This is a genomic window from Arthrobacter sp. K41 (genome assembly GCF_059089645.1).
The window spans coordinates 210,384-236,685 of sequence record NZ_JBNHEW010000002.1 but is presented as its reverse complement, the minus strand read 5'-3'; the positions used below and the strand labels follow the sequence as shown (position 1 = coordinate 236,685).

At 65.1% G+C, this 26,302-nt stretch carries 27 protein-coding genes; 10 read left to right on the top strand and 17 right to left on the bottom strand.

Features of this window, described 5'->3' with window-relative positions:
• Positions 1 to 160: 160 nt before the first annotated feature.
• Together AC5RTE_RS05395 and AC5RTE_RS05390 are read right to left on the bottom strand one after the other, a co-directional pair.
• Positions 161 to 520, bottom strand: coding sequence for a hypothetical protein (locus AC5RTE_RS05395; RefSeq protein ID WP_494040377.1), 360 nt, complete (start codon positions 518 to 520; stop codon positions 161 to 163).
• A gap of 46 nt (positions 521 to 566) precedes the next feature.
• Positions 567 to 1,466 (bottom strand): SDR family oxidoreductase, encoded by a 900-nt coding sequence (locus tag AC5RTE_RS05390; protein WP_494040376.1) that lies wholly within the window; start codon positions 1,464 to 1,466, stop codon positions 567 to 569.
• Positions 1,467 to 1,674: 208 nt separating this feature from the next.
• Between AC5RTE_RS05390 and AC5RTE_RS05385 the strand changes: the two genes are divergently transcribed.
• Together AC5RTE_RS05385 and AC5RTE_RS05380 are read left to right on the top strand one after the other, a co-directional pair.
• Positions 1,675 to 2,172 (top strand): DUF6328 family protein, encoded by a 498-nt coding sequence (locus AC5RTE_RS05385; RefSeq protein ID WP_494040375.1) that lies wholly within the window; start codon positions 1,675 to 1,677, stop codon positions 2,170 to 2,172.
• A 141-nt stretch (positions 2,173 to 2,313) separates the two neighbouring features.
• Positions 2,314 to 2,625, top strand: a complete 312-nt coding sequence (locus AC5RTE_RS05380; RefSeq protein WP_494040374.1) for a LuxR family transcriptional regulator — start codon at positions 2,314 to 2,316, stop codon at positions 2,623 to 2,625.
• Positions 2,626 to 2,655: 30 nt separating this feature from the next.
• Here AC5RTE_RS05380 and AC5RTE_RS05375 read toward each other — a convergent pair whose 3' ends face one another.
• The 5 genes from AC5RTE_RS05375 to AC5RTE_RS05355 form a co-directional block, all read right to left on the bottom strand.
• Positions 2,656 to 3,780, bottom strand: a complete 1,125-nt coding sequence (locus AC5RTE_RS05375) for a glycerate kinase (RefSeq protein ID WP_494040373.1) — start codon at positions 3,778 to 3,780, stop codon at positions 2,656 to 2,658.
• Positions 3,781 to 3,861: 81 nt separating this feature from the next.
• On the bottom strand, positions 3,862 to 4,671 hold the full coding sequence (locus AC5RTE_RS05370; protein ID WP_494040372.1) for an SDR family oxidoreductase: 810 nt from the start codon (positions 4,669 to 4,671) through the stop codon (positions 3,862 to 3,864).
• A gap of 18 nt (positions 4,672 to 4,689) precedes the next feature.
• The gene (locus AC5RTE_RS05365) at positions 4,690 to 5,109 is read right to left on the bottom strand and encodes a hypothetical protein (protein ID WP_494040371.1); all 420 of its coding nucleotides are present in this window, start codon (positions 5,107 to 5,109) and stop codon (positions 4,690 to 4,692) included.
• Between the two features lie 93 nt (positions 5,110 to 5,202).
• Entirely contained in the window at positions 5,203 to 5,652 is a 450-nt protein-coding gene (locus AC5RTE_RS05360) for a hypothetical protein (protein ID WP_494040370.1), read from the bottom strand.
• Between the two features lie 130 nt (positions 5,653 to 5,782).
• Positions 5,783 to 6,580 (bottom strand): class I SAM-dependent methyltransferase, encoded by a 798-nt coding sequence (locus tag AC5RTE_RS05355; protein WP_494040778.1) that lies wholly within the window; start codon positions 6,578 to 6,580, stop codon positions 5,783 to 5,785.
• Between the two features lie 191 nt (positions 6,581 to 6,771).
• Here AC5RTE_RS05355 and AC5RTE_RS05350 point away from each other — a divergent pair, with 191 nt between their 5' ends.
• The 3 genes from AC5RTE_RS05350 (at position 6,772) to AC5RTE_RS05340 (ending at position 11,231) form a co-directional block, all read left to right on the top strand.
• Entirely contained in the window at positions 6,772 to 8,421 is a 1,650-nt protein-coding gene (locus AC5RTE_RS05350; RefSeq protein ID WP_494040369.1) for a sensor histidine kinase, read from the top strand.
• 18 nt (positions 8,422 to 8,439) lie between these two features.
• Positions 8,440 to 9,969 (top strand): putative bifunctional diguanylate cyclase/phosphodiesterase, encoded by a 1,530-nt coding sequence (locus AC5RTE_RS05345; RefSeq protein WP_494040368.1) that lies wholly within the window; start codon positions 8,440 to 8,442, stop codon positions 9,967 to 9,969.
• Positions 9,970 to 10,166: 197 nt separating this feature from the next.
• Positions 10,167 to 11,231 carry an EAL domain-containing protein gene (locus tag AC5RTE_RS05340; protein WP_494040367.1) on the top strand — a complete coding sequence of 355 codons (1,065 nt, stop codon included), beginning with the start codon at positions 10,167 to 10,169 and terminating at the stop codon, positions 11,229 to 11,231.
• A 101-nt stretch (positions 11,232 to 11,332) separates the two neighbouring features.
• Here AC5RTE_RS05340 and AC5RTE_RS05335 read toward each other — a convergent pair whose 3' ends face one another.
• Positions 11,333 to 11,575, bottom strand: a complete 243-nt coding sequence (locus AC5RTE_RS05335; RefSeq protein WP_494040366.1) for a DUF6480 family protein — start codon at positions 11,573 to 11,575, stop codon at positions 11,333 to 11,335.
• A 136-nt stretch (positions 11,576 to 11,711) separates the two neighbouring features.
• Between AC5RTE_RS05335 and AC5RTE_RS05330 the strand changes: the two genes are divergently transcribed.
• Positions 11,712 to 12,176 (top strand): hypothetical protein, encoded by a 465-nt coding sequence (locus AC5RTE_RS05330; RefSeq protein WP_494040365.1) that lies wholly within the window; start codon positions 11,712 to 11,714, stop codon positions 12,174 to 12,176.
• Here the strand turns inward: AC5RTE_RS05330 and AC5RTE_RS05325 are convergent.
• The 5 genes from AC5RTE_RS05325 to AC5RTE_RS05305 all read right to left on the bottom strand — a co-directional run bounded on the left by AC5RTE_RS05325 (position 12,173) and on the right by AC5RTE_RS05305 (position 16,346).
• Positions 12,173 to 12,928: a glycerophosphodiester phosphodiesterase family protein gene (locus AC5RTE_RS05325; RefSeq protein ID WP_494040777.1), complete on the bottom strand. Its 756-nt coding sequence runs from the start codon at positions 12,926 to 12,928 to the stop codon at positions 12,173 to 12,175. The genes AC5RTE_RS05330 and AC5RTE_RS05325 overlap by 4 nt on opposite strands.
• A gap of 109 nt (positions 12,929 to 13,037) precedes the next feature.
• Entirely contained in the window at positions 13,038 to 13,286 is a 249-nt protein-coding gene (locus AC5RTE_RS05320) for a hypothetical protein (RefSeq protein WP_494040364.1), read from the bottom strand.
• A 94-nt stretch (positions 13,287 to 13,380) separates the two neighbouring features.
• Positions 13,381 to 14,199, bottom strand: a complete 819-nt coding sequence (locus AC5RTE_RS05315) for an HAD family hydrolase (protein WP_494040363.1) — start codon at positions 14,197 to 14,199, stop codon at positions 13,381 to 13,383.
• Between the two features lie 9 nt (positions 14,200 to 14,208).
• Entirely contained in the window at positions 14,209 to 15,018 is an 810-nt protein-coding gene (locus AC5RTE_RS05310) for an IclR family transcriptional regulator (protein ID WP_494040362.1), read from the bottom strand.
• Between the two features lie 74 nt (positions 15,019 to 15,092).
• Entirely contained in the window at positions 15,093 to 16,346 is a 1,254-nt protein-coding gene (locus AC5RTE_RS05305; RefSeq protein WP_494040361.1) for an aminopeptidase P family protein, read from the bottom strand.
• 484 nt (positions 16,347 to 16,830) lie between these two features.
• Here AC5RTE_RS05305 and AC5RTE_RS05300 point away from each other — a divergent pair, with 484 nt between their 5' ends.
• From AC5RTE_RS05300 to AC5RTE_RS05290, 3 genes are read left to right on the top strand one after another with little or no spacing between them, the layout of a single operon-like run.
• Positions 16,831 to 17,931, top strand: coding sequence for an S-(hydroxymethyl)mycothiol dehydrogenase (locus AC5RTE_RS05300; protein ID WP_494040360.1), 1,101 nt, complete (start codon positions 16,831 to 16,833; stop codon positions 17,929 to 17,931).
• Complete coding sequence (locus AC5RTE_RS05295; RefSeq protein WP_494040359.1) at positions 17,931 to 18,551, top strand: MBL fold metallo-hydrolase; 621 nt, start codon at positions 17,931 to 17,933, stop codon at positions 18,549 to 18,551. The genes AC5RTE_RS05300 and AC5RTE_RS05295 overlap by 1 nt, the downstream gene beginning before the upstream one ends.
• 25 nt (positions 18,552 to 18,576) lie before the next feature.
• A complete protein-coding gene (locus AC5RTE_RS05290) occupies positions 18,577 to 20,928 on the top strand; it encodes an FdhF/YdeP family oxidoreductase (protein ID WP_494040358.1) in 2,352 nt (783 codons plus the stop codon).
• Positions 20,929 to 21,010: 82 nt separating this feature from the next.
• On the opposite strand, the gene AC5RTE_RS05285 is transcribed toward AC5RTE_RS05290, so the two are convergent.
• Positions 21,011 to 21,229, bottom strand: coding sequence for a hypothetical protein (locus tag AC5RTE_RS05285; protein ID WP_494040357.1), 219 nt, complete (start codon positions 21,227 to 21,229; stop codon positions 21,011 to 21,013).
• Between the two features lie 193 nt (positions 21,230 to 21,422).
• Positions 21,423 to 21,797 (bottom strand): GNAT family N-acetyltransferase, encoded by a 375-nt coding sequence (locus tag AC5RTE_RS05280; RefSeq protein WP_494040356.1) that lies wholly within the window; start codon positions 21,795 to 21,797, stop codon positions 21,423 to 21,425.
• A 50-nt stretch (positions 21,798 to 21,847) separates the two neighbouring features.
• Here AC5RTE_RS05280 and AC5RTE_RS05275 point away from each other — a divergent pair, with 50 nt between their 5' ends.
• Positions 21,848 to 22,699 carry a class I SAM-dependent methyltransferase gene (locus tag AC5RTE_RS05275; protein WP_494040355.1) on the top strand — a complete coding sequence of 284 codons (852 nt, stop codon included), beginning with the start codon at positions 21,848 to 21,850 and terminating at the stop codon, positions 22,697 to 22,699.
• A gap of 98 nt (positions 22,700 to 22,797) precedes the next feature.
• Here AC5RTE_RS05275 and AC5RTE_RS05270 read toward each other — a convergent pair whose 3' ends face one another.
• Positions 22,798 to 25,305, bottom strand: coding sequence for a GcvT family protein (locus AC5RTE_RS05270; RefSeq protein WP_494040354.1), 2,508 nt, complete (start codon positions 25,303 to 25,305; stop codon positions 22,798 to 22,800).
• Between the two features lie 39 nt (positions 25,306 to 25,344).
• Positions 25,345 to 26,298 carry a formyltetrahydrofolate deformylase gene (gene purU / locus AC5RTE_RS05265; RefSeq protein WP_494040353.1) on the bottom strand — a complete coding sequence of 318 codons (954 nt, stop codon included), beginning with the start codon at positions 26,296 to 26,298 and terminating at the stop codon, positions 25,345 to 25,347.
• Positions 26,299 to 26,302: the final 4 nt, after the last annotated feature.

Genomic DNA, 26,302 nt, shown 5'->3' with positions numbered 1-26,302 from the left:
CCGCCTTGGCATTGATGGTGGGGTTCGTCTGGTTCTGTACCCAGATCAGGGTGGATGTATGCCCGGCACGGCGAAGGCCTCCCCCTACAGCCAGTGCAGGCAGTAGAGAGAGGCCTTCAGCGGTAAGAATGCCAGGTGCGCCGGGAGCGGCACCAGTTTGTTACCCGGCGTCGAAGCTCTCGCCGTCGTCGTCGTTCGGTGATTTTTCCTTGGGCAGGTCGTTGCCGCTGCCGTCCGGAATCCCAGCGGCTTCCTGGCCGGACTCCGAGGACACGGGTGCCGACCCCTGGGAGTCATCATTCGTCTCATCCAGCTCAGCTTCGCCGGAGGGAAGGTCCACGTCCCGGGGCACCGGATCACCCGTCCCGGACTGAGGCTCGTTCGTGTCCACGCCGGCCGCACCACCCGTCGCCGAACTGTCCACGGAGCCCTGAATTCCTCCCATCTCCTGTTCCGCGGTGGGAGTGCCGTAGCCGCCGGGATCCGCTTCCGGCTGGGCGTTCTGGTTTTCCTGCGTCATGTTTCCTCCTGTTATGCGTTGGATGAAAGCTGGTAGCGGGCGCTGCTTAGAGCCCCTTGCCGCCCGTGACCGGCAGCACGGCCCCGGAAATGTAGGACCCGTCCTCCGAGGCCAGCAGGACGTAGGCCGCCGCAAGCTCGGCGGGCTGGCCGGCGCGTTCCAGCGGAGTGTCCTGGCCAAACTTCGGAAGCTTTTCGGGCCATTCCGTCGCCGGAATCAGCGGGGTCCAGATGGGTCCCGGAGCCACGGCGTTGACCCGGATGCCCTTGGGGCCAAGCTCCTGGGCCAGGGCCTTGGTGAAGGCCACCTGCGCCGCCTTGGTCATCGCGTAGTCGATCAGGCCCGGCGACGGGTTGAACGCCTGAATGGATGCCGTGGTGATGATCGAGGCACCCGGCGTCAGGTGGGGCACCGCCGCGCGCGCCGACCACAACAGCGAGTACAGATTGGTCTTAAAGACCCGGTCAAACTCTTCGGTAGGCAGGGACTCCAGGCTTTCGCGGTTCTTCTGGTAAGCCGCGTTCAGCACCACTACGTCAAGACGTCCGAACTCCGCCGCCGTTTCATTCACGATCCGGGTGCTGAACTCCTCTTCGCGGCCGTCACCGGCAAACAGCAGGGCCTTTTGACCAGCCTTGCGGATCCAGTCCGCGGTGTCCTGGGCGTCCTCCTCCTCCTCAGGAAGGTAGGAAATGGCAACGTCGGCGCCCTCGCGGGCGAAAGCGATGGCGGCTGCCTTGCCGATGCCGGAGTCGCCGCCGGTGATGAGGGCTGCCTTGCCTTGCAGTTTCCCGTGCCCCTCATAGCTGAGTTCCCCGTGGTCCGGCTTGGGCTCCATGGGCGCCGTCAGTCCGGGCTGCTTCTGCTCCTGCTCCGGGAACCCGTCCGCGTGATAGCCGCCCCGGGGGTCCTTTGGCTGGTCTGTCTGCTTTTCCGTGTCGCTCATAGTCCGCCTGCTCACTGTGTCGGTTTCAGAGGGCCCCACGTGCACGGGCTCTTTGAAGCTATCCCGGCCGGAGGAGCGAAGTCCACCGTTCCGCGCGAATAATCAGTAAACTTATCAAATGTGGGGCGCGGCGCAACGTCGTCCCGGTTTCTGGGTACCTAAAGAGTAGAAAGGTTGCAGGAGCTGGACGGCGCAGAAAGGAGCGGCAATGTCGGATGTGGAGGACTACACCGGCCGGACAGGCAGGAATGAGACCCGGGAGGAGCAGCTGGACCGCAACTGGGCGGAACTGCTGCAGGAGATGCGGGTGCTGCAAATGGGCGTACAGATCCTGGCCGGCTTCCTCCTGACCCTGCCTTTCCAGGAAAGGTTTGAAGACCTCGATGACTTCCAGATTGCCCTCTACCTGACCAACGTGGTGATCGCGGCACTGACCACGGCGCTCATTCTCTTGCCGGTCAGTGTCCACCGGCGGCTCTTCCGGAAGAGGCTCAAGGAAACCCTGGTCTCCAGCGGGGACACCATCGCGAAGATCACCCTCGCCGGTATCGCGCTGCTGAGTGCCGGCACAGCAGCTTTGGTGTTCGACGTCACGGCAGGACGCACAGCCGGCCTTTCCGCCGGAGGAGCGTTGATGGCCGTGATGGTCATCCTGTTGGTTTTCGTCCCCATCCAACTGCACAGGCGGGCTGAGGCCAACAGGTAATCGCCACTTCGCCGCCCTGATGCGCAGCGGGCCTGCAAACCGGCCGGAGCCCTCAAGCACGCTTTCGTTCCGCTGAACCCCTTTTTCCCAATACCGCCGCGCGGCCGGACATCCGGCCGCGGACAACGACAGGAGAACCCTATGAAGACACTTTTGAAGACGGCCCTGGTAGCCCTGCTGCTGCTTGCCGCGCCGGCAGTTTCACTCGGCGCCGCCCATGCCTCCCCGGTGGCAGACAAAGCCCCAACCACCGTTGCGCTTTCTGCTGCTTCCCCCACGCCTTCCCCCGGGGACACCGCCTCCACCGGCCCAGTTAATCCGGGCACCGGCGAATCAGCTGAAAATGAGTCGACCCGGTTGGATTACACGCCTTGGGTGATCGGTGCGGTGGTGGTGGTGACCCTGATCGCTGTCCTGCTCTGGCAGCGGCGCCGCAACAAAACCATCGTCTAGCAGGCGCCGGCTGACCGGCGGTGACCTCGACTAGGCGCCTTCAAGTACCTGGCTTGTTGCCCAGGCCAGGTACTTGGCTGCGTTGGCCACCGCGTCTTCCGGACTGGCCGCCACGTCCAGCAATTGGGCAGCGGCAACCACTCCGTGCCCGGCGAGGTCTTCGGGGGTTACCAGGATCCTGCCGGCCACCACAATCACGGGGATACCTCGTTCCCGGGCAGCGTCGGCGAGGGCGATGGGCGCCTTGCCGGTCAGCGACTGGTGGTCCATGGACCCCTCGCCGGTGATGACCAGATCGCTTTGAGCCAACTGGCCTTCCAGCCCTGTCAGGCCCGCCACGAGCGCGAATCCGCCTTCCAGGGCTGCATCAGTAAAGGCAAGGAACGACGCCGGGAAGCCGCCGGCGGCGCCGGCCCCCTCGACGTTGACGTCCCGGCCGGTGGCTTCCCGCAGCAGGGACGCCCAGTTGCGAAGCCCGGCATCGAGCAGTTCCACAGTTTCCTGGTCGGCGCCCTTCTGCGGGGAGAAAACGTGCGCCGCTCCCAGCGTTCCATAGAGCGGGTTCCGCACGTCCACGGCGATGCGGAAGGTGGCGGCAGTGAGCCGGGGATCCAGCCCGGAGGAGTCCAGCGCCACGATGTCCGCGAGCGGGCCGCCGCCCAGTGGCACCACATTCCCGGCCGCATCCAGCGGCTTCAGGCCCAGTGCGCGCAGTGCCCCGCTGCCGCCGTCGGTCATTGCCGATCCGCCAAGCCCCAGCACAATCTCGGTGGCGCCGGCGTCCAGCGCAGCCGCAATCAGCTGGCCGCAGCCGTAGCTGTGGGCCCGGAGCGCGTTCGCGGGAGTGGGCTCCATTTCTGCCAGGCCGGAGGCCTGCGCGGTTTCAATGACTGCGGTGACCTTGCCGCCGCCGGCCTTCCGGATGGCCCAGGCGGCTCCGACTGGGGCGAGGATGGGCCCAACCACCGCGTTGATCCGCTCCTCGTAACCGGCAGCGACCGCGGCTTCAAGGGTGCCCTCGCCGCCGTCGGCAATGGGGAACTGGGTGGCGACGGCATCCGGATAGACGCGCAGGGCACCCTCGGCAATGGCGGCTGCTGCTTCAGCAGCAGTGAGGGAACCCTTGAATTTATCCGGAGCAATAAGAATGCGCATGGGCTCCATCATGCCAGCACCACATCGGAAAGCGCTTGCCCGCCTCGTAATGCTGATCCGTCAGGGACGCTGCGGGGGCTTTTACCCCTGGCGCCATCCATGGCCGGTGATGTGCGAGCCGCCCTGCGGACCCATTTGGAGCATTCCGCCGTCAACGGCCCAGGAAGCGCCTGTGACGTAGCTCGAAGCGGGAGAGGCAAGGAAAGCGATCACGGCAGCGACCTCCCTGGCGTCCCCCGGCCTGCCCAGGGGCACCCCTGGCCGCTCCGTCGTCGTCGGGTCCTCATCCTCCTGGCCCGTCATCGGAGTGGCTATTTCTCCGGGGGCAACGCTGTTGGCCGTGATGCCGTGTTCTCCAAGTTCGAGGGCCAGCGTCTTCATCAGGCCGCCCAGGCCATGCTTGGACGCATCGTAAGCCGAGGATCCCACCCGCGGCTGGAACTCGTGCACACTGGTGACGGCAATCAGCCGCCCTCCCCTGCCCGCCCGGACCATGCGGCGGGCAGCTGCCTGCAGGCAGACAAAGGCTCCGTTGAGGTTGGTGTCCAGGGTTTCCATCCAGGTGTCGACGTCCAGGTCCAGGAATTTGGTCCCGTCCCCGGTACCGGCGTTGTTGACGAACACGTCCACTCCGCCCAATTCGTCGGCCAGCTCCTCGATGACGCCGCCGGCGGCCCGGAGGTCAGTGGTATCAAGCCGGCGCACCACGGCCGTGCGTCCCAGGCTGCGGATTTCTTCGGCAGTCGCTTCGGCGCCTGCCTCGTCCGTATGCCACGTCACCCCTACGTCCATGCCTGCTTGGGCCAGCGCAACGGCGGTGGCCTTGCCGATTCCGGAGTCTGACGCGGTGACGATGGCCGTGGCGGGGCTGAATCCTGTGGTGTCCTGCATGGTGGCTCCTTTTGGTGATCAGGCGGGGCGGCGCAGTTCCGGCGGCGAGGGGTAGCCGTCATCGCTCGAAGCGGCAGGGTCGTCCCGCACGGTCAGGAGCGGGACAGCAAAAGTCACCACGGGACGTGCCTGGGCATCGTCCGCCGACCTGACGGTCAGGCTCCTGGTTCCCGGCGGCACCGAGGGAGCGAAGACCTGCAGGTTCCGGGACCCCAGGACAGCGGATTCGCGCAGCGAGTATTCCGTCCCGAAATGGTCCTGGAGGATGATGTTGGGCTCAGGTCCGTCGTCGGAGGCCAACTGGATGTTGACCACCAGGCCGGTGGCCCAGATCTCGACGGACAGAACGGTGAATGCGGTGTTGTCCGTGACGTGGCGGCCGTAAGTAGGCGGCAGCAGCATCCCGCGGAGGGAACCGGAAGGGATAAGTTCGCGCATGGTTGTTCCTGTTGGTTTTTGCGCCTGCCGACGACGGGACGGCACCGGCAGTGGTCCGGCGCTGGTCCTGCGGGTGCGGCTGGCGAAAGCGGCTTAGGCGTCTTCCCGGCCTGGGTTTTCAAGCCGGAAGAAGTTGGACTGCTGGCCGTCGCTGCGCTGTTCCTGATAAATGAAGTTCAGCTGGCGGGAGTCGAAGGTTTCGAACCACTCTTCCCAGCTGACGTGGCGGAGCTTGTCGTTTTCGCCGCCGAAGTCGATCCGGAGTACGCCAAGGTGGTCACCGTGCTCGGTGCCGTCCACCGTGGCGGGAACGCCGTCGCGCTCCTCCGCCCACTGCCTGATGACCTCGTGGTGTGTTGTGACCAGGCTCCTGCCCTCGCGCTCCGGTTCGTCATCAGTGGAGGTGACCTCCTGTGAATACTTCAGTGATTTGGATGATTCCGGTCCCGTACGGACCTTCCCTCCATCCGGGCCGGCGCCCAGGTCCTCTTCGTCCTGGTCCGTTTCAGCCTCGCGGGTTTTGTTGCCTTTGTCCTGTGCCATGGTGGCCATCCTTTCCCCTGCAGCTAACTAGTAAGTCTACTTACTATCTAGCCTCCCGCTCCGCCTCCCTGTCAAGGGCGCAGGGCCATCGGAGCGGATGGCGATTGTACCTCTGCCCCGCCTGGTGCGGCTAGGACCTGGGACGTGCCACCGCGTAGTAGCCGGGAACGAGGCTTTGCGCCGCTATGTCTGTCATAGGATTCGTTTCGATTGCGGTTGTGCCGTCTTCCAAAACTTCCCAGGTTTCGTCAGGAAGGACTTGCGCCCGTTCAGCAGGACCAAATTTGCCGGGCATGGGGAGTTCGCGAATGGCCCGCTCCAGTGGTGCCGGGATGCCCCTGGTGGTTGCGCCAAGGTGGGAGACGTAGTCCACGGGGTTGCCCTGGAAGTTGGTTTCGGCAAGGAATAGCGTTCCGCGCGTGCCGGCCAGCAGCCGCAGGTTTTCAACCAGCGCCATCTGGTCGTCCGTGTTCAGCACGTGCAGCACACCGCGGATGAAGATGTTGGCCCCCGACGCACCGGCCAGGCCGGCTGCAGCGCCGGGCCCGGTCATGTCCCGTACTTCGTAGCGGAGGCGATCGGTACTGCCCGCCGCAGCGGACTCTGCCCGGGCGCGGCCAATGGCATGGGCCGAGACATCCACACCTACTACGTCGGGAAAGACGGCGGCGAGCGCACGCGTGAAGCTGCCGTGCCCGCATCCCACATCAATGACCGGGAGCTCCGGGTCCAGGTGGCGAACCAGCACGTCCTTGTACCCAAGGAATTCACTGTCCCTGCCGGAGTCCCAAAGCACTTCACCACCGGCACCGGTGGCGTTGATGCCGGACCAGTACCGGTCCCACGCCACCGGCCGGTCCTTGTGCGCGGACCGGGACAGGCGGATGAGCTTGGGAATCATCAGATACTTCTGCAAGGCAGAGCGCATGGATTTCGCTGGGGAGGACACCGACCAAATATATGATGCAGACCACTGGACAGGAGCCAACGGCCCAACTTGCGGTGCGGCGTCACCCGCCGCAGGGCTTTTCGTCACTCTTGCCGGATGTTCAAACTCTTGCGGGTTCATCCGGGGCGCGTCGCCCTACAATGTACTCAACTGGGATCGAAGGGGGCGTTGTGACGGCTGACATGCCGTGGGACTCAGCTGTGCCTTGCACCGCTGTCCTGGCGGACCCCGACGGCGGCAGGCTGGCAGCGATCGCACAGGCACTCCGTGACGCAGGCTACGACGTGCGGACTGCCGCGACCGCGGGCGGGCTGACTGCCCTGCTGGAGGCAAGTGATCCTGCAGTGGTTGTGGTTGACACGTCCCTGTCTGCTGTGGAGACGGAAGTTCCCGTCCTGGTGATGGTGGACCTGGACAGCCCCGCTGAACTGGCAGCGATGCAGCCTCCCGGCATCCACGACTGCATCGCTAAGCCCGTGCCGCCCAAGGAACTGGTCCACCGTGCCACCGCGCTCATCAGGCAGGTGTCCCGGCGGGCCGCCGCGCGCCAGGAAGCCGAAGGGCTGCGCGAGCAGCTGCGGCTGGTGTCCGCTGCCGTGCGCGGCACCAACGAGCCGCAGGAAATTGCCCACCTTGTAGTTGAGGGTTTCGGCAGGACGTTCAGGGCTGACCATGTCCGGCTCACCACTTTTGCGGACGAGCGTGTGCCGCCGATCACCGCCGCGTGGACCAAGGCCGGGCTCGAGGAGCTGCCCGTGGAAGCGCTTCCGGATGAGGATTCAGCCCGGCACACGGCGGACAGGCTCTGGGCGGCAGCCGAAACGTTTTCCTTTGACGGGACCGACGAGGATTCACGGGCCGGTGAAGCGGCCAGCGCCCTTCGCCTTGCCCCTGCGGCGTCGTTACTGGCGGTGCCAATGGGCGAGGGAAGTTCCTCGCTGGGCATTATCTGGATCGTGACGCTGGACCAGCCGCGGCAATGGTCGCGCGCGGAGCTGGGACTGATCCAGCACGTGGCGGGCAACGCGGCTTACGGGCTGATTCAGAGCCACCTGATCAGCAGCCAGCAGCAGGTGGTCAAGCAGCTCCAACAACTGGACAAGGCGAAAACCGACTTCCTCGCCACGGTCAACCACGAGTTGAGGACGCCGCTGACCTCCATCATGGCGTACCTGGACATGATCCAGGAGAGCACTGAGCAGCCGGTCTCCCCCGAAGTCCACCAGATGCTGGACATTGTGGTCCGCAACACGGAGCGATTGCGGATGTTGATCGAGGACATGCTCAGCGTTTCCCGCAACGGGCACGACGACAACCTGATGCATCTCACCCCCGTGCGCCTGGGACAAACCCTGGACCTTGTGGCCGGCGCACTGCGGCCCCTGGCCCAGCTGCAGAACGTCACCATCGCCGTCGACCCCCTCCCGGAGGATCCGGAAATCCTGGCGGACGAGGTACAGCTGCAGCAGGTTTTCACCAACCTGGTGTCCAACGCCATCAAGTTCACTCCCAGCGGTGGCCGGATCGAGGTGGGCAGCGAGTCCCATGCTGCTGCTGACGGCACCCGGTGGGCCACCGTCAGTGTCGCGGACACCGGCATTGGGATCTCCAGCGAGGAAATCGACCACGTTTTCACCCGGTTCTACCGCGCCTCCAACGCCATGTCCGGGGCCATCCCCGGTACAGGGCTGGGCCTGGCCATCACCAAGGACATCGTGGCCCGGCACGGTGGCCGCATCGACGTAGCCTCCACCCTGGGGACGGGCACAACCGTCACCGTAAGCCTTCCCCTTGATCCTTGCCGAACCCGGGCCAATTGAACGCGGGAAGGAGGACCGATGTTTGCTGAGAACGACCCCCGGCTCTCCCAGCTGCTTGAGGGCATCGTCCGGCTGGCGTCGGGAGACCTTAGTTCGCGGATCGAGGTCTCCGAATCCCGCGATGAGCTTGACGCCATCATCATGGGCACCAACCTTCTCGCCGAGGACCTTCAGATCATTTACGAGGAACTCGAACAGCGCGTGCAGGTGCGCACCCAACTGCTGCATGAGGCCCACCTCGAAATGCAAAAAATGGCTATGCAGGACCCGCTGACCGGTCTGGCAAACCGCTCGGCCCTGCTTGAAGCTTTGCGCGCCGCGCTTGATGACGACGCCCATGACGGGCCGGTCATCCTGTTGCTTGACCTCGATGCGTTCAAATCCATCAACGACAGCCTGGGCCATACCGCCGGCGACCAGGTCCTGATCACCGTCGGGGAACGTATCCGCGGTGCGGTACGCGCCACCGACGTCGTGGCACGCCTTGGCGGGGACGAGTTCGCCATCGTCATGCCGGCAGTTTCGGCCGATCAGGCCGCCATCGTGGGACACCGCATCCTCGCTGCACTGAACGAGCCTATTGAGCTGCCGGGCCGAAGCGTGCGCTGCGGCGCGAGCATCGGACTGAGCGTGGGTGGCGCCGGGCAGACCCCTGAGGACATGCTGATGGAGGCCGATGTGGCCATGTACGCCTCCAAGGCTGAAGGCCAAAACAGGCTCCACCGGTTCGAACCCGGCCTGCTGCTGGTGCGCAGGCTCCGCAGCCAGCTGGTGGAGGACCTTCGGGCTGCTATCAGGAGCGACGGACTGACACTGCATTACCAGCCCGTGGTGGAGCTCGGTTCGGGCCGGATCGAGGGCGTGGAGGCCCTGGTCCGTTGGAACCATCCGACGCGCGGGCTCATCATGCCGGATGAGTTCATTCCACTGGCGGAGGACGCCGGACTGATCTCCGAGCTTGGTTTGTGGGTGCTTCGCACCGCGGTTCACCAGCTGCGGCAATGGATTGACGGCTCTCTCGTAAACAGCCATTTTTCCGTCCGGATCAATATCTCCGCCACCGACCTGCAAAGCCTGCAGTTCATCGAGGACGTGCGCAACGTCCTGAAGGAAACCGGGGTCCGGCCGGAACAGGTGGTCCTGGAACTGACGGAAGTGGCCATCGTCAAAGGCAACGAATTGGACCGCTACTCGCTGGGCGGGCTGCGGGGGCTCGGTGTGGGAATTGAAATTGATGACTTTGGAACCGGTTACTCATCCATCAGCTACCTGCGCCGGCTGCCGGTGGACCGGGTGAAAGTGGACCGTTCCCTCATTACCGGCCTCGGCACCGATCCCACTCAGCCGGCTCTGGTGGCTGCTGTCCTGCAGCTCGTGCGCGCATGCGGCCTGGAGGCTGTCTGGGAAGGCGTGGAGACGGCGGAGCAGGCCGAGATACTCCGCGGCCTGGGCTGCCTCAGCGCCCAGGGCTACTACTTCAGCCGGCCGGTTCCGCCGGAGCAGGTTCCCGGACTGCTCGCCGCCCAGCCGGAAAGCGCGAAGCCGTAAAGCCGTCAAGCCGTAAAGCCGTAAAGCCGTAAACTACTGCACTTTTGTTCGCCCCGATATACGATCATCGTGCTGGGTCTGATTTTCATCGCCGCGGGTACCGTGGCCTACCAGCAGCATGGGACTTTTAGAAGCGGTTGGAAATTGAACAATAAAGGGCCACTGGGTCATTACTTCGTCAACTGGGGGCGTAGCTAATGTCGGTTCGTGTACAGGCGTGGGGAATCATCGCCGGGGTTTTGGCAGATCAGGATCCGTCCGGGGCCGCTGTCCGTCAGCGCCTTAGCAACAGCCTCGATGAGAATCCCGGCGTGCCCGAACGGGCTCTTTTGGAGTACCTTCTGGAGACGCGGCGCAGCGACGCCAACACCGTTGAAACGCTGGACAGCGCCCGGAGAATGCGCCTGGAACCAGCGGCAATGCCGCCGAAACTAGCTGAACAGATCGATGCGATCCGCAGCATGTCACGCATCAGTGCGCTGCTGGAGAGCCGGATGCTGATGACGGCGTTCCAGCCCATCTACGGACTTGCCAAAGAATCCGTAGTGGGAGTCGAGGCATTGTCACGCTTCGTCAGCGACGACGGTGCAGCTGCCGAACTGTGGTTTGCCGAGGCGGCTGCCGTTGGCCTGGGCGCGAACCTCGAGTTTTCGGCCCTTGGGTCCGCCGCTGCAGCAGCCAAGGATCTTCCTGAGGACCTGTACGTCTCGCTTAACATCACGCCTACGTCGTGCCTTGACCCGCGCCTGCCGGAACTGTTTGAGCATATTGACCTTCCCATCAACCGCGTAGTGCTCGAACTGACGGAAACCATCAGTGACGAGGAATACCCGCAGTTCATCTCGGCCGTCAGCCCCTTGCGCGAACGCGGCCTGCGCATCGCCGTGGATGACACCCACTCGGGGGCCGGCGCCTTGAGCAGGATGGTGCACCTGCGGCCGGACTTCCTGAAGGTGGGCCGGAACGTCATCGGCGGCGTGGACAACGACGGTATCCAGCGGGCCATGATTGCCTGCATGGTGGACTTTGCCGGGCAGATTGGCACCACCCTTGTGGCAGAGGGCATCGAGACAGCCGGTGAACTGAAAGTCCTGACAGAGCTCGGTATCAGCGCCGGCCAGGGGTACCTGCTGGGCCGGCCGTCGGTCCGGCCCCTTGACTGGGCCAGCTGGAATACCAGCGCCGACCTGGACGGGCTGAAGCGTCAGCTCGTCGGCCCTGAGAAGTCCACGCCAGTTTTTCCCGGCACCGAGCCCCGCTGAGCACCGACCCCCGCTGAGGACAAGCCCGGCTCCGCTGACGTACCTACAGGTCACCGGCGGCCGGACGTCCTCCTTCTACTGCTTGTAGGCCGATGGAGGGGTTATTCGTCGTGGCCTTGGTCTGCGCTCATCTGGTCCTCGGCCGGCGGAGTCTCCCCGGGCGGCACTCCGCCGCCCGGTTCCAGCCCCGTAACGTTGCCTTCCGCGGGGTCCGGATTTGCGGAGCTGCCGGTGTCCCGTCCGCCCTGCTGCCCGCCGGGCTTGCTGGCCCCTGCATCGCTTGTGCCTGGCTTGCCCGGCTGATCCGGGTTCGCGGGGTCGTTTTCCGGATGGTAGCTGCTCACAGTGCTCGTCCTTCCTGCCGGCCGTGGTTGGTACCCCAGCTCTGGACTAATTGTAAGCATGCTGATAATTCTGGAAGGGTAATGGTCCGGAAGCCCACTGGGGGCGCCGGCCCGCGATGTCAAAAGGAGCAGTCACATGGGTATCGGCGACAGCATCGGCAAGGCAGCAGAGAACGCCATGGAAGACCTGGCTGGAACAAGCAAGCCCACTGAAAAACTGAACGTACCGGACCCCACGGATCCCAATGATGACGTAGAGGTCCATTCCTCCCTCAGTGAGGGATCCAACGCCATGGAGGCCGAGAAGCAAAAGGCTCCCGGGCTGAAGGCCGGGGCTGCACCGGACCCGGTGTCCGAAGCTCCCCTGGGCGGGGACGCTGAGGACGGGGAAGACACCACGGCATCACGGACCGGCCACGGTGGCGGCGGCACGGATTCAAGCGGGCTTGCCGGCAATGCCACTGCGCCCGGCGGCGGCACGGACGGGATTCCGCGTGACGTTCCGGGGTCAGCAGGCTTGCCGGAGGGTGATCCGGACGAACTGCGCGCAGATCCTTCCGAAGGGGACCAGGACCCGTCCACCAGCACAGGCCGGGGCTAAGCCTCCTCAGGATCCGGCCACTCGCCGCGCTCCAGCAGCACGTCCCGGAGGAGGTCGGCCCGGTCGGTCACGATGCCGTCAACGCCGAGTTCCAGCAGGCGGCGCATCTCTGCGGCATCGTTGACCGTCCATACGTGGACTACCAGCCCCAGGGCGTGCGCGCGGCGGACAAATCCGGGCGTGACCACTTCGATCGCCCCGTACCGCACCGGGACCTGAAGCGCGTGGACGTCCTGCAGGATCCGGCGCAGGACAACCCGGAAGACTGGTCCCGGGAGCACCCGGCCGAGGACGGTGAACAGGCCCACGGGAACAACCCCAGCCGATGACGCCACCGGGCGGCTCAGCAGCTTCAGGACCGCCCGCCGTCGCCGGTCTGAGAAGCTGGTGACCAGGATGCGCGAATGTGCCTGATGGCGTTCGATGGCGTCAGCGAGGCTTGGGACGGAGTTCCAGTCCTTGACGTCCACGTTCAGGCGGACCCCGGGCAGCCCCGTCACCAGGTCATCGAAGGTGGGGATTGGCTCACGGCCGGCGATGCGGGCGCGGGCCACGTCAGCAGCAGTGAGGTCGGAGAGCCGCCCGGTTCCGTCCGTCACCCGGTCCAGGGTGTCGTCGTGGAAGACGTGGACCACGCCGTCCGCAGTGGTGTGCACGTCGGTTTCCAGGTACCGGTAGCCGAGTTCGACGGCGGCGCGGAACGCGGCCATCGAATTTTCGAGCCCCTGACTTGAAAAGCCCCGGTGGGCCATGGCGACGGGCGGCTGCGGACCAGCAGAGCCAGGGCTGCTAAAGAACGGCAAACTCACCTTGCGAGCGTACCGGAGTGCCCGGCCTTGCCGGGCCGGAGGCTGCAGGGCCTCAGTCCTCTTCGGGAAGTATCTCCACGCCGTCACTGCAATGCAGCATGGTGCGGCCGCGGCCGCCGTCGAGGTTAATCCAGACAGCGGTGTGGTCCGCGGTGATGGTGTCCACCAAGCCGCCTGCCTCGAAACCGGGCGAGAAAACCACGCGGACGCGGTGGCCCTGGCGCAGCTGCTTCCAATGCGGCGCGGGAGTTGCCCTGCGCAGCGGCACATCTACAGCGTCGTGCCTTACGTTTTTTGCCATCATTACCCCTTGAGCCGGAAAGGGAGGTCGGCTCCCTCGCCTAACCGTATAGAGAAGAGGTGAACGCAAGGTGAGCGTCAGCTGGAAATTGGGCCTAAGGAAGTTTGACGCCCAGCGACGCCAACCGGGCCTCCAGAACCTGGGCCACGCCGTCGTCGTCAAAATGGGGCGCCTGTTGCCCGGCGGCGAGGATGGCATCCGGATGGCCGCTGGCCATTGCGTAGCCGTGGCCGGCCCAGCGGAGCATCTCAATGTCGTTAGGCATGTCCCCGAACGCAACAACATCGGCGGCGTCGATGCCCAGGGCGGCAGCATATTTGGCGAGCGTCACGGCCTTGTTGACGCCGGGAAGGCACAACTCAAGCATGGACATGCCCGGTGAGGAATGCGTGGTGGCAGCCAGATGTTCGACGGCGGGCCGAACCTCTGCCAGGAAGTCGTCCGGAGTGCCCTCCCGGACGATCGCCAGGAACTTCACGACGGCGTCATCGGCGGCGAGCGTCTCCGCCAGCGGCGCCGGGGTGAACTCACTGAGCAGCTCGCTGGATCCGTTTTCGATGAAGCCTGGCTCAAGGTGGAAGCCGGTGAGGGTTTCCGCGGCGAACAGGGCGCCTGGCCGGAGCTCCTTGATGATGCGGCGGATCTCCAGCACGGACTCGATGGGCAGGGTATGTGCCGATACCAGCCGTTCGGCTTCGAGGTCCCACACCACGGCGCCGTTGGAGCAGATGACAGTACCCGCGTGGCCCAGCCGGTCCTGCAGGGGGTGGAGCCAGCGCGGCGGCCGGCCAGTGACAAAGACGAGTTCAACGCCGGCATCCCGGCAGGCGTGGAAGGCGCGGACGGTACGGTCACTGATCTTTCCATCGTGCCCAAGGATCGTTCCGTCAATGTCACTTGCTACCAACCGCATCCTGCCAGTCTACGTGGCGGCCCCGTGCACCCGTCCGCCCAGGCGGGCGGTTACCTTCCCGGCAGCGGCGGCACAGGCTTCACCGAGCGCCTGAAGGCGGTCCTGCGAAACGCGGAACCGGGGCGCCGGGATCAGGACGGCTGCCACCACCTCGCCGCGGTGGTCATGAACGGGTGCTGCCAGGCCCACTTCGTCGATGGACGTTTCCCCGTAGTTGATGGCCCAGCCGCGGTGGAGGTCATCCTTTAACCGCACGAGGTAGGCGTCCAGGCTGGATTCATCCAGTCCCGGGTAGGTGATGGCGCCGCTGTTGAGGAGGGACCGGACGCGGGGTTCGGATTCCCGGGCGAGGAACACCTGCACGGAGGCGCTGAGGGCGTCCTTGTACCGGGCACCGAGCGGGGTGGTGTGCTTGATCTGGTGGTGGCTGGCAATCTGCTCCACGCAGATGGACTCGCCACCGCTCCAGACCATGAGGGCACTGGTTTCGCCGGTCTGCTCCGACAGTTCGCGGAGCACGGGGTAGGCGACGCGGCGCTCTTCCAGTTCAGCCAGCAGGGGTCCGGCCACGGCAATCAATCCGAGTCCCAGCCGGAACCGCCGGGTCTCGGCGTCGCGTTCCACCAGGCGTTCCTGCTCAAAGGTGGCCAGGATCCTGGAGACGGTGCTTTTGTGCAGCCCCACGCGGTTCGCGATCTCGGTGACCCCCAGGAGCGGCTCGTCCGCCGTGAAGGTGCGGAGGACCGCGACGGCATTCACGATGACGGAGGCGCCTTTGCTGTCGCCGTTGCCTGTGGTTTCGGGTTCTGTTGCGCTCATGGTGGTACCCATCATTCCCTAAGGGCGGCCGGAAGCGGCGCGATGGTGGTGGCGCCGCTTCCGGTGTCTGAGGATTAAGCGCCGATGATGTTGTGCTCGGGCCCGAACGGGAACTTGGTGATGTTCTCCGCTCCGTCTTCGCCCACCACCAGGATGTCGTGCTCGCGGTAGCCGCCGGCGCCTGGTTGACCGTCCAGGACCGTGATCATCGGTTCCATGGAGACCACCATGCCCGGTTCGAGCACCGTATCGATGTCCTCCCGGAGCTCCAGCCCGGCTTCCCTGCCGTAGTAGTGGCTGAGGACGCCGAACGAGTGTCCGTAGCCGAAGGTGCGGTTGGCCAGCAGGCCATAGCCGACGTAGATCTCGTTAAGCTCGGCGGCGATGTCCTTGCAGACCGCACCGGGCTTGATGAGTTCGAGCCCGCGCTTGTGGACTTCGACGTTGATGTTCCACAGTTCCAGGGAGCGGGCGTCCGGTTCGCCGTAGAACAGGGTCCGTTCCAGGGCGGTGTAGTAGCCGGAGGTCATGGGAAAGCAGTTCAGGGACAGGATGTCGTGTTCCTGGATCTTGCGGGTGGTGGCCCAGTTGTGTGCGCCGTCGGTGTTGATGCCGGACTGGAACCATACCCAGGTGTCGCGGATCTCGGAGTTGGGGAAGGTCCGGGCAATCTCGTGCACCATCGCCTCGGTGCCGATCAGGGCGACCTCGTACTCTGTGATCCCGGCGGTGATCGCGTTGCGGATGGCCTCGCCGCCGAGGTCGCCGATCCGTGCCCCGTGTTTGATGACCTCAATCTCCTCGGCCGATTTGATCATGCGCTGGCGCATGGCTGCCTGGGCCACGTCCACCAGGGCTGCGGACGGGAATGCGGCCTGAATCTTATTGCGGTTGTCCAGCGGCAGGGAGTCATCCTCGACGCCGAGGCGCCGCGGGTTGATGCCGCGGGTGCGCAGGACTTCCTGGATGGCGAAGATGTAGTTGTCGCGGCGCCAGTCCGTGTAGACGATGTTGTCGCCGTAGCTCCGGCGCCAGGGCATTCCGGCGTCGATGTTGGCGGTGACAGTGACTGCGTCATCCTTGGTTACCACCATGCCGTAGGGCCGGCCGAAGGTGGTGAACAGGAAGTCGGAGTAGTACTTGATGGAGTGGTAGCTGGTGAGGACGACGGCGTCGAGGTCCTTTTCTGACATGATGCGGCGGAGTCCGGCAAGCCTGCGCTCGAACTCGGTGTCCGAGAAGGTGAGGCTGACTTTTTCGCCGTTCTTGAGGACCTTCGTGCGCTCTAGTTCGGCGACGTTGGTGGCGTTCTCAGTGGTGATGGTCATGGTGGTGTTGCCTTTCTAACAGTGCTGTCTTTAGCGAAAGCCGAAGCAGTTGCGACTAACGCAACGCTGTTGCACCAGACTAGAGGCGGTAGGCGGCACAGTCAATGGCCCTGCACGCGCCTTTATTGCGGCATCGGCCCAAGCAGGTCCAAGACAGCGAACGTGTCGGTGCCAGTGCGATCCCGCGCCCTGTTGTTGCACAGGAGGAGTTGGGGTTGCAAAGAAAGGGGCAAGAAACGTGGGAAGATGTCCTTGGGCGTACGTAGTACTAGGCCCTTCTATTGACACCTGCTGTGACGGCTGACATATTTCGTGTACGCGCTATGTGCATCTTGTTGTGCATTACGCAATGAGATCCTTGATAGCTGGAGCAGCATTTTGGATTTCGAAGCGGCAGCAATGAGATGGTTGGTGCCCGGCCGGCTGACCTGCCCGCGGATACGGCGGCCAGGAGTCCCGGGACTTAGGAGAGGAACACCAGTTCGTGGTTCACAAAGTCAAGGCAGTCATTGCCAAGGAAAAAAACGCCCCGGTTTCGCTTGAGACCATCCTGGTGCCGGATCCGGGACCGGGTGAGGCGCTGGTTGACATCCTCACCTGCGGGGTCTGCCACACCGACCTGCACTACAAGCAGGGCGGCATCGGCGATGAGTTCCCCTACCTGTTGGGCCATGAAGCCACCGGCATAGTGTCCGCGGTGGGCGAGGGCGTGACCGAGGTGGCCGCTGGTGACCGCGTGATCTTGAACTGGCGTGCCGTTTGCGGCGAGTGCCGGGCTTGCGCCAAGGGCCAGCCCCAGTACTGCTTCAACACCCATAACGCCACCCAAAAAATGACCCTCGAGGACGGCACCGAGCTCTCCCCGGCGCTGGGTATCGGCGCGTTCGCCGAGAAGACCCTCGTCGCCGCCGGGCAGTGCACCAAGGTCGACCCCGAGGCGGATGCTGCCGCCGTCGGGCTGCTGGGCTGCGGCGTGATGGCCGGCATCGGTGCCGCCATCAACACCGGTGAGGTCAAGCGTGGCGAGTCCGTGGCCGTGATCGGTTGCGGCGGCGTCGGCATAGCAGCGATCGCCGGGGCCAAACTGGCCGGCGCCACCACGATCATCGCCGTGGACATCGACGCCAACAAAGTGGAAATGGCCAAGTCACTCGGCGCCACGCACGGCGTGGACTCCAGCAAGGAAGACCCCATCGAGGCCATCCGCGCCCTCACCGGAGGCAACGGCGCCGATGTGGTGATTGACGCCGTCGGCCGCCCTGAAACGTACAGGCAGGCGTTCTACGCCCGCGACCTCGCCGGACGTGTGGTGCTCGTGGGCGTCCCGACGCCGGAGATGAAGCTGGAGCTGCCGCTGCTGGATGTCTTTGGCCGGGGCGGGTCGCTGAAGTCCTCCTGGTACGGCGACTGCCTGCCCTCCCGTGATTTCCCGATGCTCGTGGCGCACTACAAGCAGGGCAACCTGGATCTGGACGCCTTCGTCTCCGAGCGGATCACCATTGACCAGGTGGAGGAAGCCTTCGCCAGGATGCACGAAGGAAAAGTGCTGCGGTCGGTTGTTGAAATCGAGCAGGCGGCTTCCTGATGGGCGTCCGGATCGAAAACCTGGTCACCTCGGGCACTTTTTCGCTCGACGGCGGCACCTGGGACGTTGACAACAACGTCTGGATCGTGGGCAACGATGAGGAATGCGTGATCATCGACTCGCCGCACGATGCCGCCGCGATCATCAGCCAGGTGCGGGGCCGGAAAGTGCTGGCCATCCTGCTCACGCATGCCCACAACGACCACATCGGCGCGGCACGCGAGGTGGCCGACGCCGTAGGAGCGCCGATCTACCTTAACCCGGAGGACCACGTCCTCTGGGAGCAGGTCTACCCTGACTCAAAGCCGGACCATTCCCTGGCGGACGGTGACGTGTTCAAGGTGGGTGGCGCGACGCTTCAGGCGATCCACACTCCCGGCCACTCCCCCGGCTCCACCTGCTTTTACCTTGAAAGCGCAGGCACGGTGTTCACCGGGGACACCCTTTTCAACGGCGGGCCGGGAGCCACCGGGCGCTCCTACAGCGACTACCCCACCATCCTCACCTCCATCCGCGAACGGCTGCTGACGCTGCCGCCCGGAACCGCGGTCCGCACCGGGCACGGAGATGACACAACAATCGAGGCCGAGCGGGAAACGCTGGCCAAGGTTTCGCAGTAGGCAGTGAACTAAGGAAGTTGGAACGATGAAGTTCGGCAAGCAGCCCGCCCCCGTGGCGGACATCGATGAGGATAACCTCGAAGTCCACAAGCCCAAAACAGAAGCGGCCGGGGTTAAGGCCGTGATGGTGGCGCTGGAGCGTGCCGTGGCGCAGGCCGGGGTGACGCGGACGACCCAGTCGCTGCTGCGGTTGAACCAGCGGGGCGGGTTCGATTGCCCGGGCTGCGCTTGGCCGGAGTCGGACAAGAAGCGTAAAGCGGCGGAGTTCTGCGAGAACGGTGCCAAGGCCGTGGCCGAAGAGAACACCCTGCGCACGGTCGGGGCGGAGTTCTGGGCCAAGCACTCCATCGCCGAACTTTCCACCAAGACGGAGTATTGGCTGGGCAATCAGGGCCGCCTGAGCGAGCCGGTGGTGATCCGGCCCGGCGACACCCACTACTCGCCCATTTCCTGGGCTGATGCGTTCGAGCTTGTTGGTGAACACGTCCGGGCCACCACCGCTGACCGGTGCGTTTTCTACACCTCCGGCCGGACCGCGAACGAGACCGCTTTTATGTACCAGCTGTACGCGCGGTCCCTGGGCACGAACAACCTGCCGGACTGTTCAAACATGTGCCACGAGTCCTCGGGCTCGGCGCTGAACCCGACCATCGGGATCGGCAAGGGCACCGTGTCCCTGGATGACATCCACGATTCCGAACTGATCTTCGTCGTCGGCCAGAACCCCGGCACCAACCACCCGCGCATGCTCTCGGCGCTGAAGGAATGCAAGGACAAGGGCGGCAAGGTCGTGGCAGTGAACCCGCTGCCCGAGGCCGGGCTGTTCAACTTCAAGGACCCCCAGACCGTTTCCGGCGTCGTCGGCGGCGGCACGCCGCTGGCCGATGAATACCTGCAGATCAAGGTCGGCGGGGACCTGGCCCTGTTCCAGGCCCTCGGCCACCTGCTCCTGGCCGAGGAGGAGCGTAACCCGGGTTCTGTCGTCGACCATTCCTTCATTGCCGCGCAGACGGACGGGTTCGCCGCCTACCGTAAAGCCCGCCAGGAGCTGGACTGGGCCGAAACGGAGAAGGCCACCGGCCTGTCCCGGACCCAGATCGAAACCGTGGCCGGGATGCTGATCCGGTCCAAGGCCACCATCTTCTGCTGGGCGCTGGGCGTCACGCAGCAGCCCCACTCCGTGGACACCATTAAGGAAATGGTCAACGTCCTGCTCCTGCAGGGCAACTTCGGCAAGCCTGGAGCGGGCGCCTGCCCGGTCCGCGGCCACTCCAACGTCCAGGGCGACCGGACCATGGGCATCTGGGAAAAACCCAAGGAAGGGCTCCTGGAAGCACTGGATGCCGAGTTTGGCATCCAGTCCCCGCGGCACCATGGCCACGACGCTGTCGAGGCCATGGAAGCCTTCGAACGCGACGAGGTGGACGTGTTCGTGTCCATGGGCGGGAACTTCTCGCTCGCCTGCTCCGACACCGAAATGCTCGAGGCCGGGATGCAGCGGATCGGGCTGACCGTGCACATCTCCACCAAGCCCAACCGCTCCCACATCGTCCACGGCCGCACCTCACTGATCCTGCCCACCCTGGGCCGGACGGACAAGGACGACAAGCACCCCAAGGGCGCCCAGTTCCTTTCCGTGGAGGACTCTATGTCAGTGGTCCACTCCACCCAGGGCCGGCTCACCCCGGTCTCCGAGCACCTGCTCGCCGAACCGGTCATCGTGGCCAGGATGGCCGAAGCGACCTTCGGCCCGGACCACCCGGTGGACTGGAAAGCCATGGCCGAGGACTACGACGTCATCCGCGACCACATCGAACGGGTCCTGCCCGGCTTCGAGGACTTCAACACCCGCGTGCGGACCAAAAACGGGTTCGTGCTGCCCAACCCGCCCCGCGACACCCGCTCCTTCGCCACCGACATCGGCCGCGGCCGGTTCACCGTCAGCCCGCTCGAATACCTCACCCCGCCCAAGGGGCACCTGGTCCTGCAGACCATCCGCAGCCACGACCAGTACAACACCACCTACTACGGCCTGGACGACCGCTACCGCGGCATCTCCGGCGGCCGCCGCGTGATCCTGATCCACCCCGAAGACCTCGCCGAACTCGGGTACCAGGACCGCGACCTCGTGGACGTCATCAGCACCTTCCGCGGTGTCGACCGCAACGCCGAAAAATTCCGGCTCGTGGCCTACCCCACCGCCAAAGGCTGCGCCGCGGCCTACTTCCCCGAAGCCAACGCCCTGGTTCACAAGGAAAACGTCGCACGCGAATCCAACACCCCCGGCTTCAAAGCCATGTTCGTCCGCTTCGTCCCACACCCCGCGGTGAGCAGCGACGTAGAAGCTGCAGGGGAGCTCGAGCCGGCGGCGGTCTAGTTCCTGGCGTACGCGAACAGCGACGGCGACATTCCGGCATGCGCCGGGTGTCGCCGTCGTTGCTTAAGTGTTGGGTTTCCGCCTACACCGGATTGTTTCCGTCGGGCTGGGCTTCCGGATCCAGGTCCTTGCCGTAGCCGGCTGCCAAACCAAGCCCTCCCACCTGTTGTCCGGCGTTTGTCAGTCCCGGCATAGAACCGCTGTCAGGAGCGTCCTGGGCTGCTCCACCGGAGTCTGGGGCGACATCCTGCCTCAGGTGCTCGTCGTCGGGAATGTTCTTGGAAACTTCTTCATCAGCCATCCCACCAGCCAAGCACCAGTGGCAGGTGCGGGCAAGGGACTGGGATGATTTAAGGGCCTTCCAGGAACCCGGCCAGCACTTCTATCCATTCGTTGACGGCGTCAAGATATGCATGGTGCGACCCCCCGGGTAGGTCTAAAGCGCGGGACGTAGTTGCCCGCCCCTGATCACGATGCAGCTTATCCCAACACCATCAGGGGCCTTCGCAGGCCTTGTTTGCTCCATTCCAGCTGTCGTCCAAGTGCTGGAACATAAGGTGGTCCTGCCATCTGCCGGCGATTTTCAAATACTTCGGGGCAAGTCCGTATTGCTGGAAACCTGTCCTCCTGAGGACGGCCTGGGAGGCGACATTGGCAACCAACGTTTCGGCCTGCACTCGGTGAAGTTTCAGTTCCGAATAGGCGAAGGCGACTGCTACCCGGACGGCCTCCGTCGCCAGGCCCTTGCCCGTCTGGTCCTCAGACAGCCAGTACCTCATGTTGCACGATTGGAAGGCGCCGCGGGTGATGCCGCTGAGCGTCAACCGCCCGGCGACCGTGCAGTCGTCATCCAGGACGACCCACGGCATTGCCTCAGTCAGGCCTTCCGGCGGCGGGATCCGCCTTGTAGTGTGATGGCGTGATCGTCCCCGACATCTCCCAGAACGCCGTGGCAGTCGCGGATCACTACGACGAGCTCGATCCCATTTATCGTCGGGTGTGGGGTGAGCATGTGCATCACGGGCTGTGGACAACCGGCCGCGAGACGCCGGCCGAGGCCGTCGGGGCGCTAGTCGACACGGTCGGCGACCGGCTGCGGCTTACTCCCGGCGAGGCGTGCGTCGACATCGGCTGCGGCTATGGCTCAACCGCAAGGCAGCTCGCGGTGACTCGCGGGGTGCGGGTTACGGGCTTCACGCTTTCCACCGAGCAGGCCCGGTACGCCGCCGCGCATGCGGTACCGGACGTTGACGTCCAACTCCGCGACTGGCTTCACAACGGGCTGGCCGATGACTCGGCAAACGCCGCATGGGCAATTGAATCAAGCGAGCACATGGTCGATAAGCCCCTGTTCTTCGCCGAGGCGCACCGCGTGCTGGCCCCCGGCGGCCGCTTCGTCGTCTGCGCGTGGCTCGCCGAAACTGACGTCAGCAGGTGGAAGGTTCGCCACCTGCTGGAGCCGATTTGCCGCGAAGGGCGCCTGCCCTCGATGGGCACGCGTGAGGAGTATGAGGCGATGGCCAGGGCGGCGGGGTTTACGGTCGATGGCTATGAGGACGTCAGCGCCCGCGTGGCACGCACATGGCGGATCTGCGCCCGGCGGCTTGTGAAGGCCTTGCTCGTCGATCGCGAGACCCGCCGCCTCGCCCTTGGCGCACGCAACCGCGTCTTCGTTCTGAGCATCCCCCGGCTGATGCTGGCCTACCGCACCGGTGCGATGCGCTATGGAATATTCACGCTGTCGAAGCCGAGGGCTGCGCCGTACCGCTAGCCGCTTAGAGGCACGCCAAAGGCCCGCCGGTCCTGGGACTTCCCAGGACCGGCGGGCTTCGTGTGGTTGGGTGCCCGCTGGCTCAGCGGACCACCTGCTTAGCCGCGGAGCCGCTCCATACCGGGGTCGAAGAGCGGTTCGGGCGAGACGGTCGCCGCGATGCGCTTGCCGAAGTATTCGACCTCCACGGCGTCGCCCTCGGAAACCGAAGCCGGCAGCCAGGCGTAGGCAATCGGCTTCCGGACCGAGTAGCCGTAAGCGGCGCTCGTAACGTACCCGGCAGCCGCGCCGTTCACGTACACGGGTTCCTTGCCCAGCACCAGGGACGTGCCGTCGTCGATCGTCAGGCACCGCAGCGCACGCGTGGCCGGCTGCTCCTTGCGTTCTGCAAGGGCTTCTGCGCCCACGAAGCCCGTCTTGTCCTTGGCCACGGAAAAGCCAAGGCCTGACTCGTACGGGTGGTGCTCGGACGTCATGTCCGTGCCCCACAGCCGGTAGCCCTTTTCAAGGCGCATGCTGTTGAAAGCGCCACGGCCGGCGGCAATGATGCCGTGCTCCTGGCCCGCCTCGAACAGCAGGTCCCAAAGCTTCAACCCGTACTCGGCGGTGGTGTACAGCTCCCAGCCGAGTTCACCCACGTAGGAAAGCCTCATGGCGGTGACCGGGATGCCGCCAACGGAGATTTCCTTGGTCCGGAAGTACTTCAGGCCCTCGTTGGTGAGGTCATCAGCGCTGACCTTGCCGATGACTTCGCGTGCCAGCGGGCCCCACAGGCCGATGCAGCAGGTGCTGCCGGTGATGTCCGTGACGTGCGCCCACTGGGCAGGATCGGCAGCAGACTGCTTGCGGGCCTCCACCCGGAGGTAGTCGAAGTCCACATTGCTGTTCACGCCCAGCTGGAATTCTTCCTCCGCCAGCCGTGCGATGGTCACGTCGCTGCGGATGCCGCCGTCGTGCTCCAGCAGCAGGCAGTACGTCACGGCACCCGGCTTCTTGGCGATGTTGCCCGTGCTGAGCCGGTGCAGCAACGCCTGGGCGCCCGGGCCAACAACGGACAGCCGCTTCAGCGGCGTCATGTCGAAAAGTCCGACGGCGGTACGCGTCTTCCATGCCTCGGCTGCGGAGATGGGGGAAGAGAACAAGGCAGACCAGGGGTCCCGCTCCGGCGTCTGCCATTCGGCAGGGAGCTCCTCCAGCAGGCCGCGGTTGGCCTCGAACCAGTGGGGCCGCTCCCAGCCGGCGGACTCCAGGAAGAACGCTCCAAGTTCCTTCTGCCGGACGTTGAACGGGCTAACCCGCAGGTCCCGCGGGAATTCCCTGGGCTGCAGCGGGTGCATCACGTCGTAGATCTCCACGAAGTTCTGCTGCGACGTCTCGCTGACGTACGCGTCGGAGGTCTGGACCTTTTCGAAGCGGGTGAGCTCGCAGCCGTGCAGGTCCGTGCGGGACCGGCCTTCCACCAGCAGCTCCGCCATGGCCTTGGCCACGCCGGCCGAGTGCGTTACCCAGACGGCTTCGGCCACGAACAGGCCTTCGAGGTCGGGCGCCTCGCCCATGAGCGGGCCGCCGTCGGGGGTGAAGGAGAAGATGCCGTTGAAGCCATCCTCGATCTCGGCGTTGCGCAGCGCAGGCAGCAGGTCCCGGCTGTCCTCCCAGGCGGGCAGGAAGTCGTCCAGGGTGAAGTCCAGGCGGGATGGCATGCGGTGGTCCGACATTTCCTCCGCGGAGACCTTCGGCAGGGCGGACATGTCCACTGGCATGGGGCGGTGGGCGTAGCTGCCGATGCCGATGCGGTTGCCCCATTCGCGGTAGTACAGGTCCTTGTCCTGGTAGCGCAGGATGGGCTTGCTGGCACCCTTGGGAAGCTCGTTGACGCCCTCAAGTTCGGGCAGCGGGGTGGTGACGGCGTACTGGTGGCCCAGCGGCAGCAGCGGGACTTCGAGGCCCACCATCTTGCCGAGTTCCCGGCCCCAGAAACCAGCACAAGACACCACGATGTCAGCCGGAATCAGCCCGTTGTCGGTTTCGACGCCGGTCACCTTGCCGCCCTCCTGGGCGATGCCGGTCACCGTAGTGGAGCCGAGGAAGGTCACGCCACGCTCGCCGGAGCGCTCGATCAGCAGTTGCACCGCACGGGCTGCCAGGGCCAGGCCGTCGGTGGGGATGAGCAGGCCGCCCAGGACTTCGCGGCCGCCGGTGAGCTTGCCGGTGTTCAGGAGGGGGTAGATCTTTTCGCATTCGTCGGCGTCGACGATCCGGCTTTCGACGCCCCAGGAGGTCATCACGCCCATCTTGCGCTTGAGGTCGGCCAGGCGCTCGGGGGTGGTTGCCAGCTCCAGGCCGCCCACCTGGTTGAAGCAGGACTCGCCGTCCTTGCTCAGGGCCAGCAGCTTGTTCACCGTGTAGGTGGCGAATTCGGTCATGGTGCGCGACTGGTTGTTCTGGAACACCAGGCCCGGGGCATGCGACGTGGAGCCGCCGGCAAGTTCCAGCGGGCCCTGTTCCACCACCGTGATGTTGGTCCAGCCGCGGGTGGAGAGTTCGTCGGCAAGGTTGGTTCCGACAATGCCGGCTCCGATAATGACAACGCGTGGTGATGCGCTCATGGGTGTGTTTCTCCTGTTTTTGCGTAAGAGGCGTTGGCGTTAGCGGAAGACGACGGTGCGGGTGTTGTTGAGCAGGACCCGGTGCTGGCAGTGCCATTTCACGGCCCGGGCAAGCGCCTGTGTTTCGGCGTCCCGGCCCACGGTCACCAGGGCATCCGCGTCCAGGCTGTGGTCCACCCGGAACACCTCCTGCTCGATGATGGGTCCCTCGTCAAGGTCCGCCGTGACGTAGTGGGCGGTGGCCCCAACGAGCTTGACGCCGCGGTCGTAGGCCTGGTGGTACGGCTTGGCGCCCTTGAATCCCGGCAGGAACGAGTGGTGGATGTTGATGGCCCGTCCGCGGAGGTTGTTGCACAGTTCGTTGGACAGCACCTGCATGTAACGGGCCAGGACCACCAGGTCGGCGTTGTACTCCTCCACCAGTTCCAGCAGCCGGGCTTCCGCCTCGGGCTTGGTGGCGGCCGTCACCGGAACGTGGATGAAGGGCAGCCCGGCGGCCTCTGCCATGGGGCGCAGGTCCTCATGGTTGGACACCACGACGGCGATCTCCGCACCAAGGCTTCCGGCCTGCCAGCGGAAAATGAGGTCGTTGAGGCAGTGCCCGAACTTCGAGACCATCACCAGCAGCCGCTGCGGCCTGCCGTCATTGAAGGTGAAGCTCATGCCGAATTCCGCGGCGATGGGACCGAAGGCTTCCGTCAGGACATCGACGTCCTGGTGGTTGAGCCCGTTGTCCTGGTGGAGGTCGGAACCAAGGGTGAAGGCGGTGCGCAGGTAGAGTTTTCCGCTGACGTGGTCGTCGAACTGCTGGTGCTCCACGATGTCGAAGCCGCGGTCCGCCAGGAATCCCGTCACTGCCCGCACGATGCCGGGCTTCTCGGGGCAGGAGAGGGTAAGGACGAACTGCGCGGGACGCGTAGCCGGGGCCGTCGTGGCTGCACCAGCTGCGGCGGTGGCGCTGCCTGGCGGGCGGCTTTCAAGAAGGATAGTCATGGTG

Excerpts from the sequence above, each read along its gene's own strand:
- AC5RTE_RS05285 (WP_494040357.1), bottom strand. The coding sequence starts at position 21,229 with ATGGCTGATGAAGAAGTTTCCAAGAACATTCCCGACGACGAGCACCTG.
- AC5RTE_RS05290 (WP_494040358.1), top strand. The coding sequence starts at position 18,577 with ATGAAGTTCGGCAAGCAGCCCGCCCCCGTGGCGGACATCGATGAGGAT.
- AC5RTE_RS05390 (WP_494040376.1), bottom strand. The coding sequence starts at position 1,466 with ATGAGCGACACGGAAAAGCAGACAGACCAGCCAAAGGACCCCCGGGGC.
- AC5RTE_RS05280 (WP_494040356.1), bottom strand. The coding sequence starts at position 21,797 with ATGCCGTGGGTCGTCCTGGATGACGACTGCACGGTCGCCGGGCGGTTG.
- AC5RTE_RS05395 (WP_494040377.1), bottom strand. The coding sequence starts at position 520 with ATGACGCAGGAAAACCAGAACGCCCAGCCGGAAGCGGATCCCGGCGGC.
- AC5RTE_RS05330 (WP_494040365.1), top strand. The coding sequence starts at position 11,712 with ATGGGTATCGGCGACAGCATCGGCAAGGCAGCAGAGAACGCCATGGAA.
- AC5RTE_RS05305 (WP_494040361.1), bottom strand. The coding sequence starts at position 16,346 with ATGACCATCACCACTGAGAACGCCACCAACGTCGCCGAACTAGAGCGC.
- AC5RTE_RS05270 (WP_494040354.1), bottom strand. The coding sequence starts at position 25,305 with ATGAGCGCATCACCACGCGTTGTCATTATCGGAGCCGGCATTGTCGGA.
- AC5RTE_RS05375 (WP_494040373.1), bottom strand. The coding sequence starts at position 3,780 with ATGCGCATTCTTATTGCTCCGGATAAATTCAAGGGTTCCCTCACTGCT.
- AC5RTE_RS05360 (WP_494040370.1), bottom strand. The coding sequence starts at position 5,652 with ATGGCACAGGACAAAGGCAACAAAACCCGCGAGGCTGAAACGGACCAG.
- AC5RTE_RS05315 (WP_494040363.1), bottom strand. The coding sequence starts at position 14,199 with ATGCGGTTGGTAGCAAGTGACATTGACGGAACGATCCTTGGGCACGAT.
- AC5RTE_RS05295 (WP_494040359.1), top strand. The coding sequence starts at position 17,931 with ATGGGCGTCCGGATCGAAAACCTGGTCACCTCGGGCACTTTTTCGCTC.
- AC5RTE_RS05345 (WP_494040368.1), top strand. The coding sequence starts at position 8,440 with ATGTTTGCTGAGAACGACCCCCGGCTCTCCCAGCTGCTTGAGGGCATC.
- AC5RTE_RS05340 (WP_494040367.1), top strand. The coding sequence starts at position 10,167 with ATGTCGGTTCGTGTACAGGCGTGGGGAATCATCGCCGGGGTTTTGGCA.
- purU (WP_494040353.1), bottom strand. The coding sequence starts at position 26,298 with ATGACTATCCTTCTTGAAAGCCGCCCGCCAGGCAGCGCCACCGCCGCA.
- AC5RTE_RS05325 (WP_494040777.1), bottom strand. The coding sequence starts at position 12,928 with ATGGCCCACCGGGGCTTTTCAAGTCAGGGGCTCGAAAATTCGATGGCC.
- AC5RTE_RS05365 (WP_494040371.1), bottom strand. The coding sequence starts at position 5,109 with ATGCGCGAACTTATCCCTTCCGGTTCCCTCCGCGGGATGCTGCTGCCG.
- AC5RTE_RS05355 (WP_494040778.1), bottom strand. The coding sequence starts at position 6,580 with ATGCGCTCTGCCTTGCAGAAGTATCTGATGATTCCCAAGCTCATCCGC.
- AC5RTE_RS05310 (WP_494040362.1), bottom strand. The coding sequence starts at position 15,018 with ATGAGCGCAACAGAACCCGAAACCACAGGCAACGGCGACAGCAAAGGC.
- AC5RTE_RS05320 (WP_494040364.1), bottom strand. The coding sequence starts at position 13,286 with ATGGCAAAAAACGTAAGGCACGACGCTGTAGATGTGCCGCTGCGCAGG.
- AC5RTE_RS05385 (WP_494040375.1), top strand. The coding sequence starts at position 1,675 with ATGTCGGATGTGGAGGACTACACCGGCCGGACAGGCAGGAATGAGACC.
- AC5RTE_RS05370 (WP_494040372.1), bottom strand. The coding sequence starts at position 4,671 with ATGCAGGACACCACAGGATTCAGCCCCGCCACGGCCATCGTCACCGCG.
- AC5RTE_RS05380 (WP_494040374.1), top strand. The coding sequence starts at position 2,314 with ATGAAGACACTTTTGAAGACGGCCCTGGTAGCCCTGCTGCTGCTTGCC.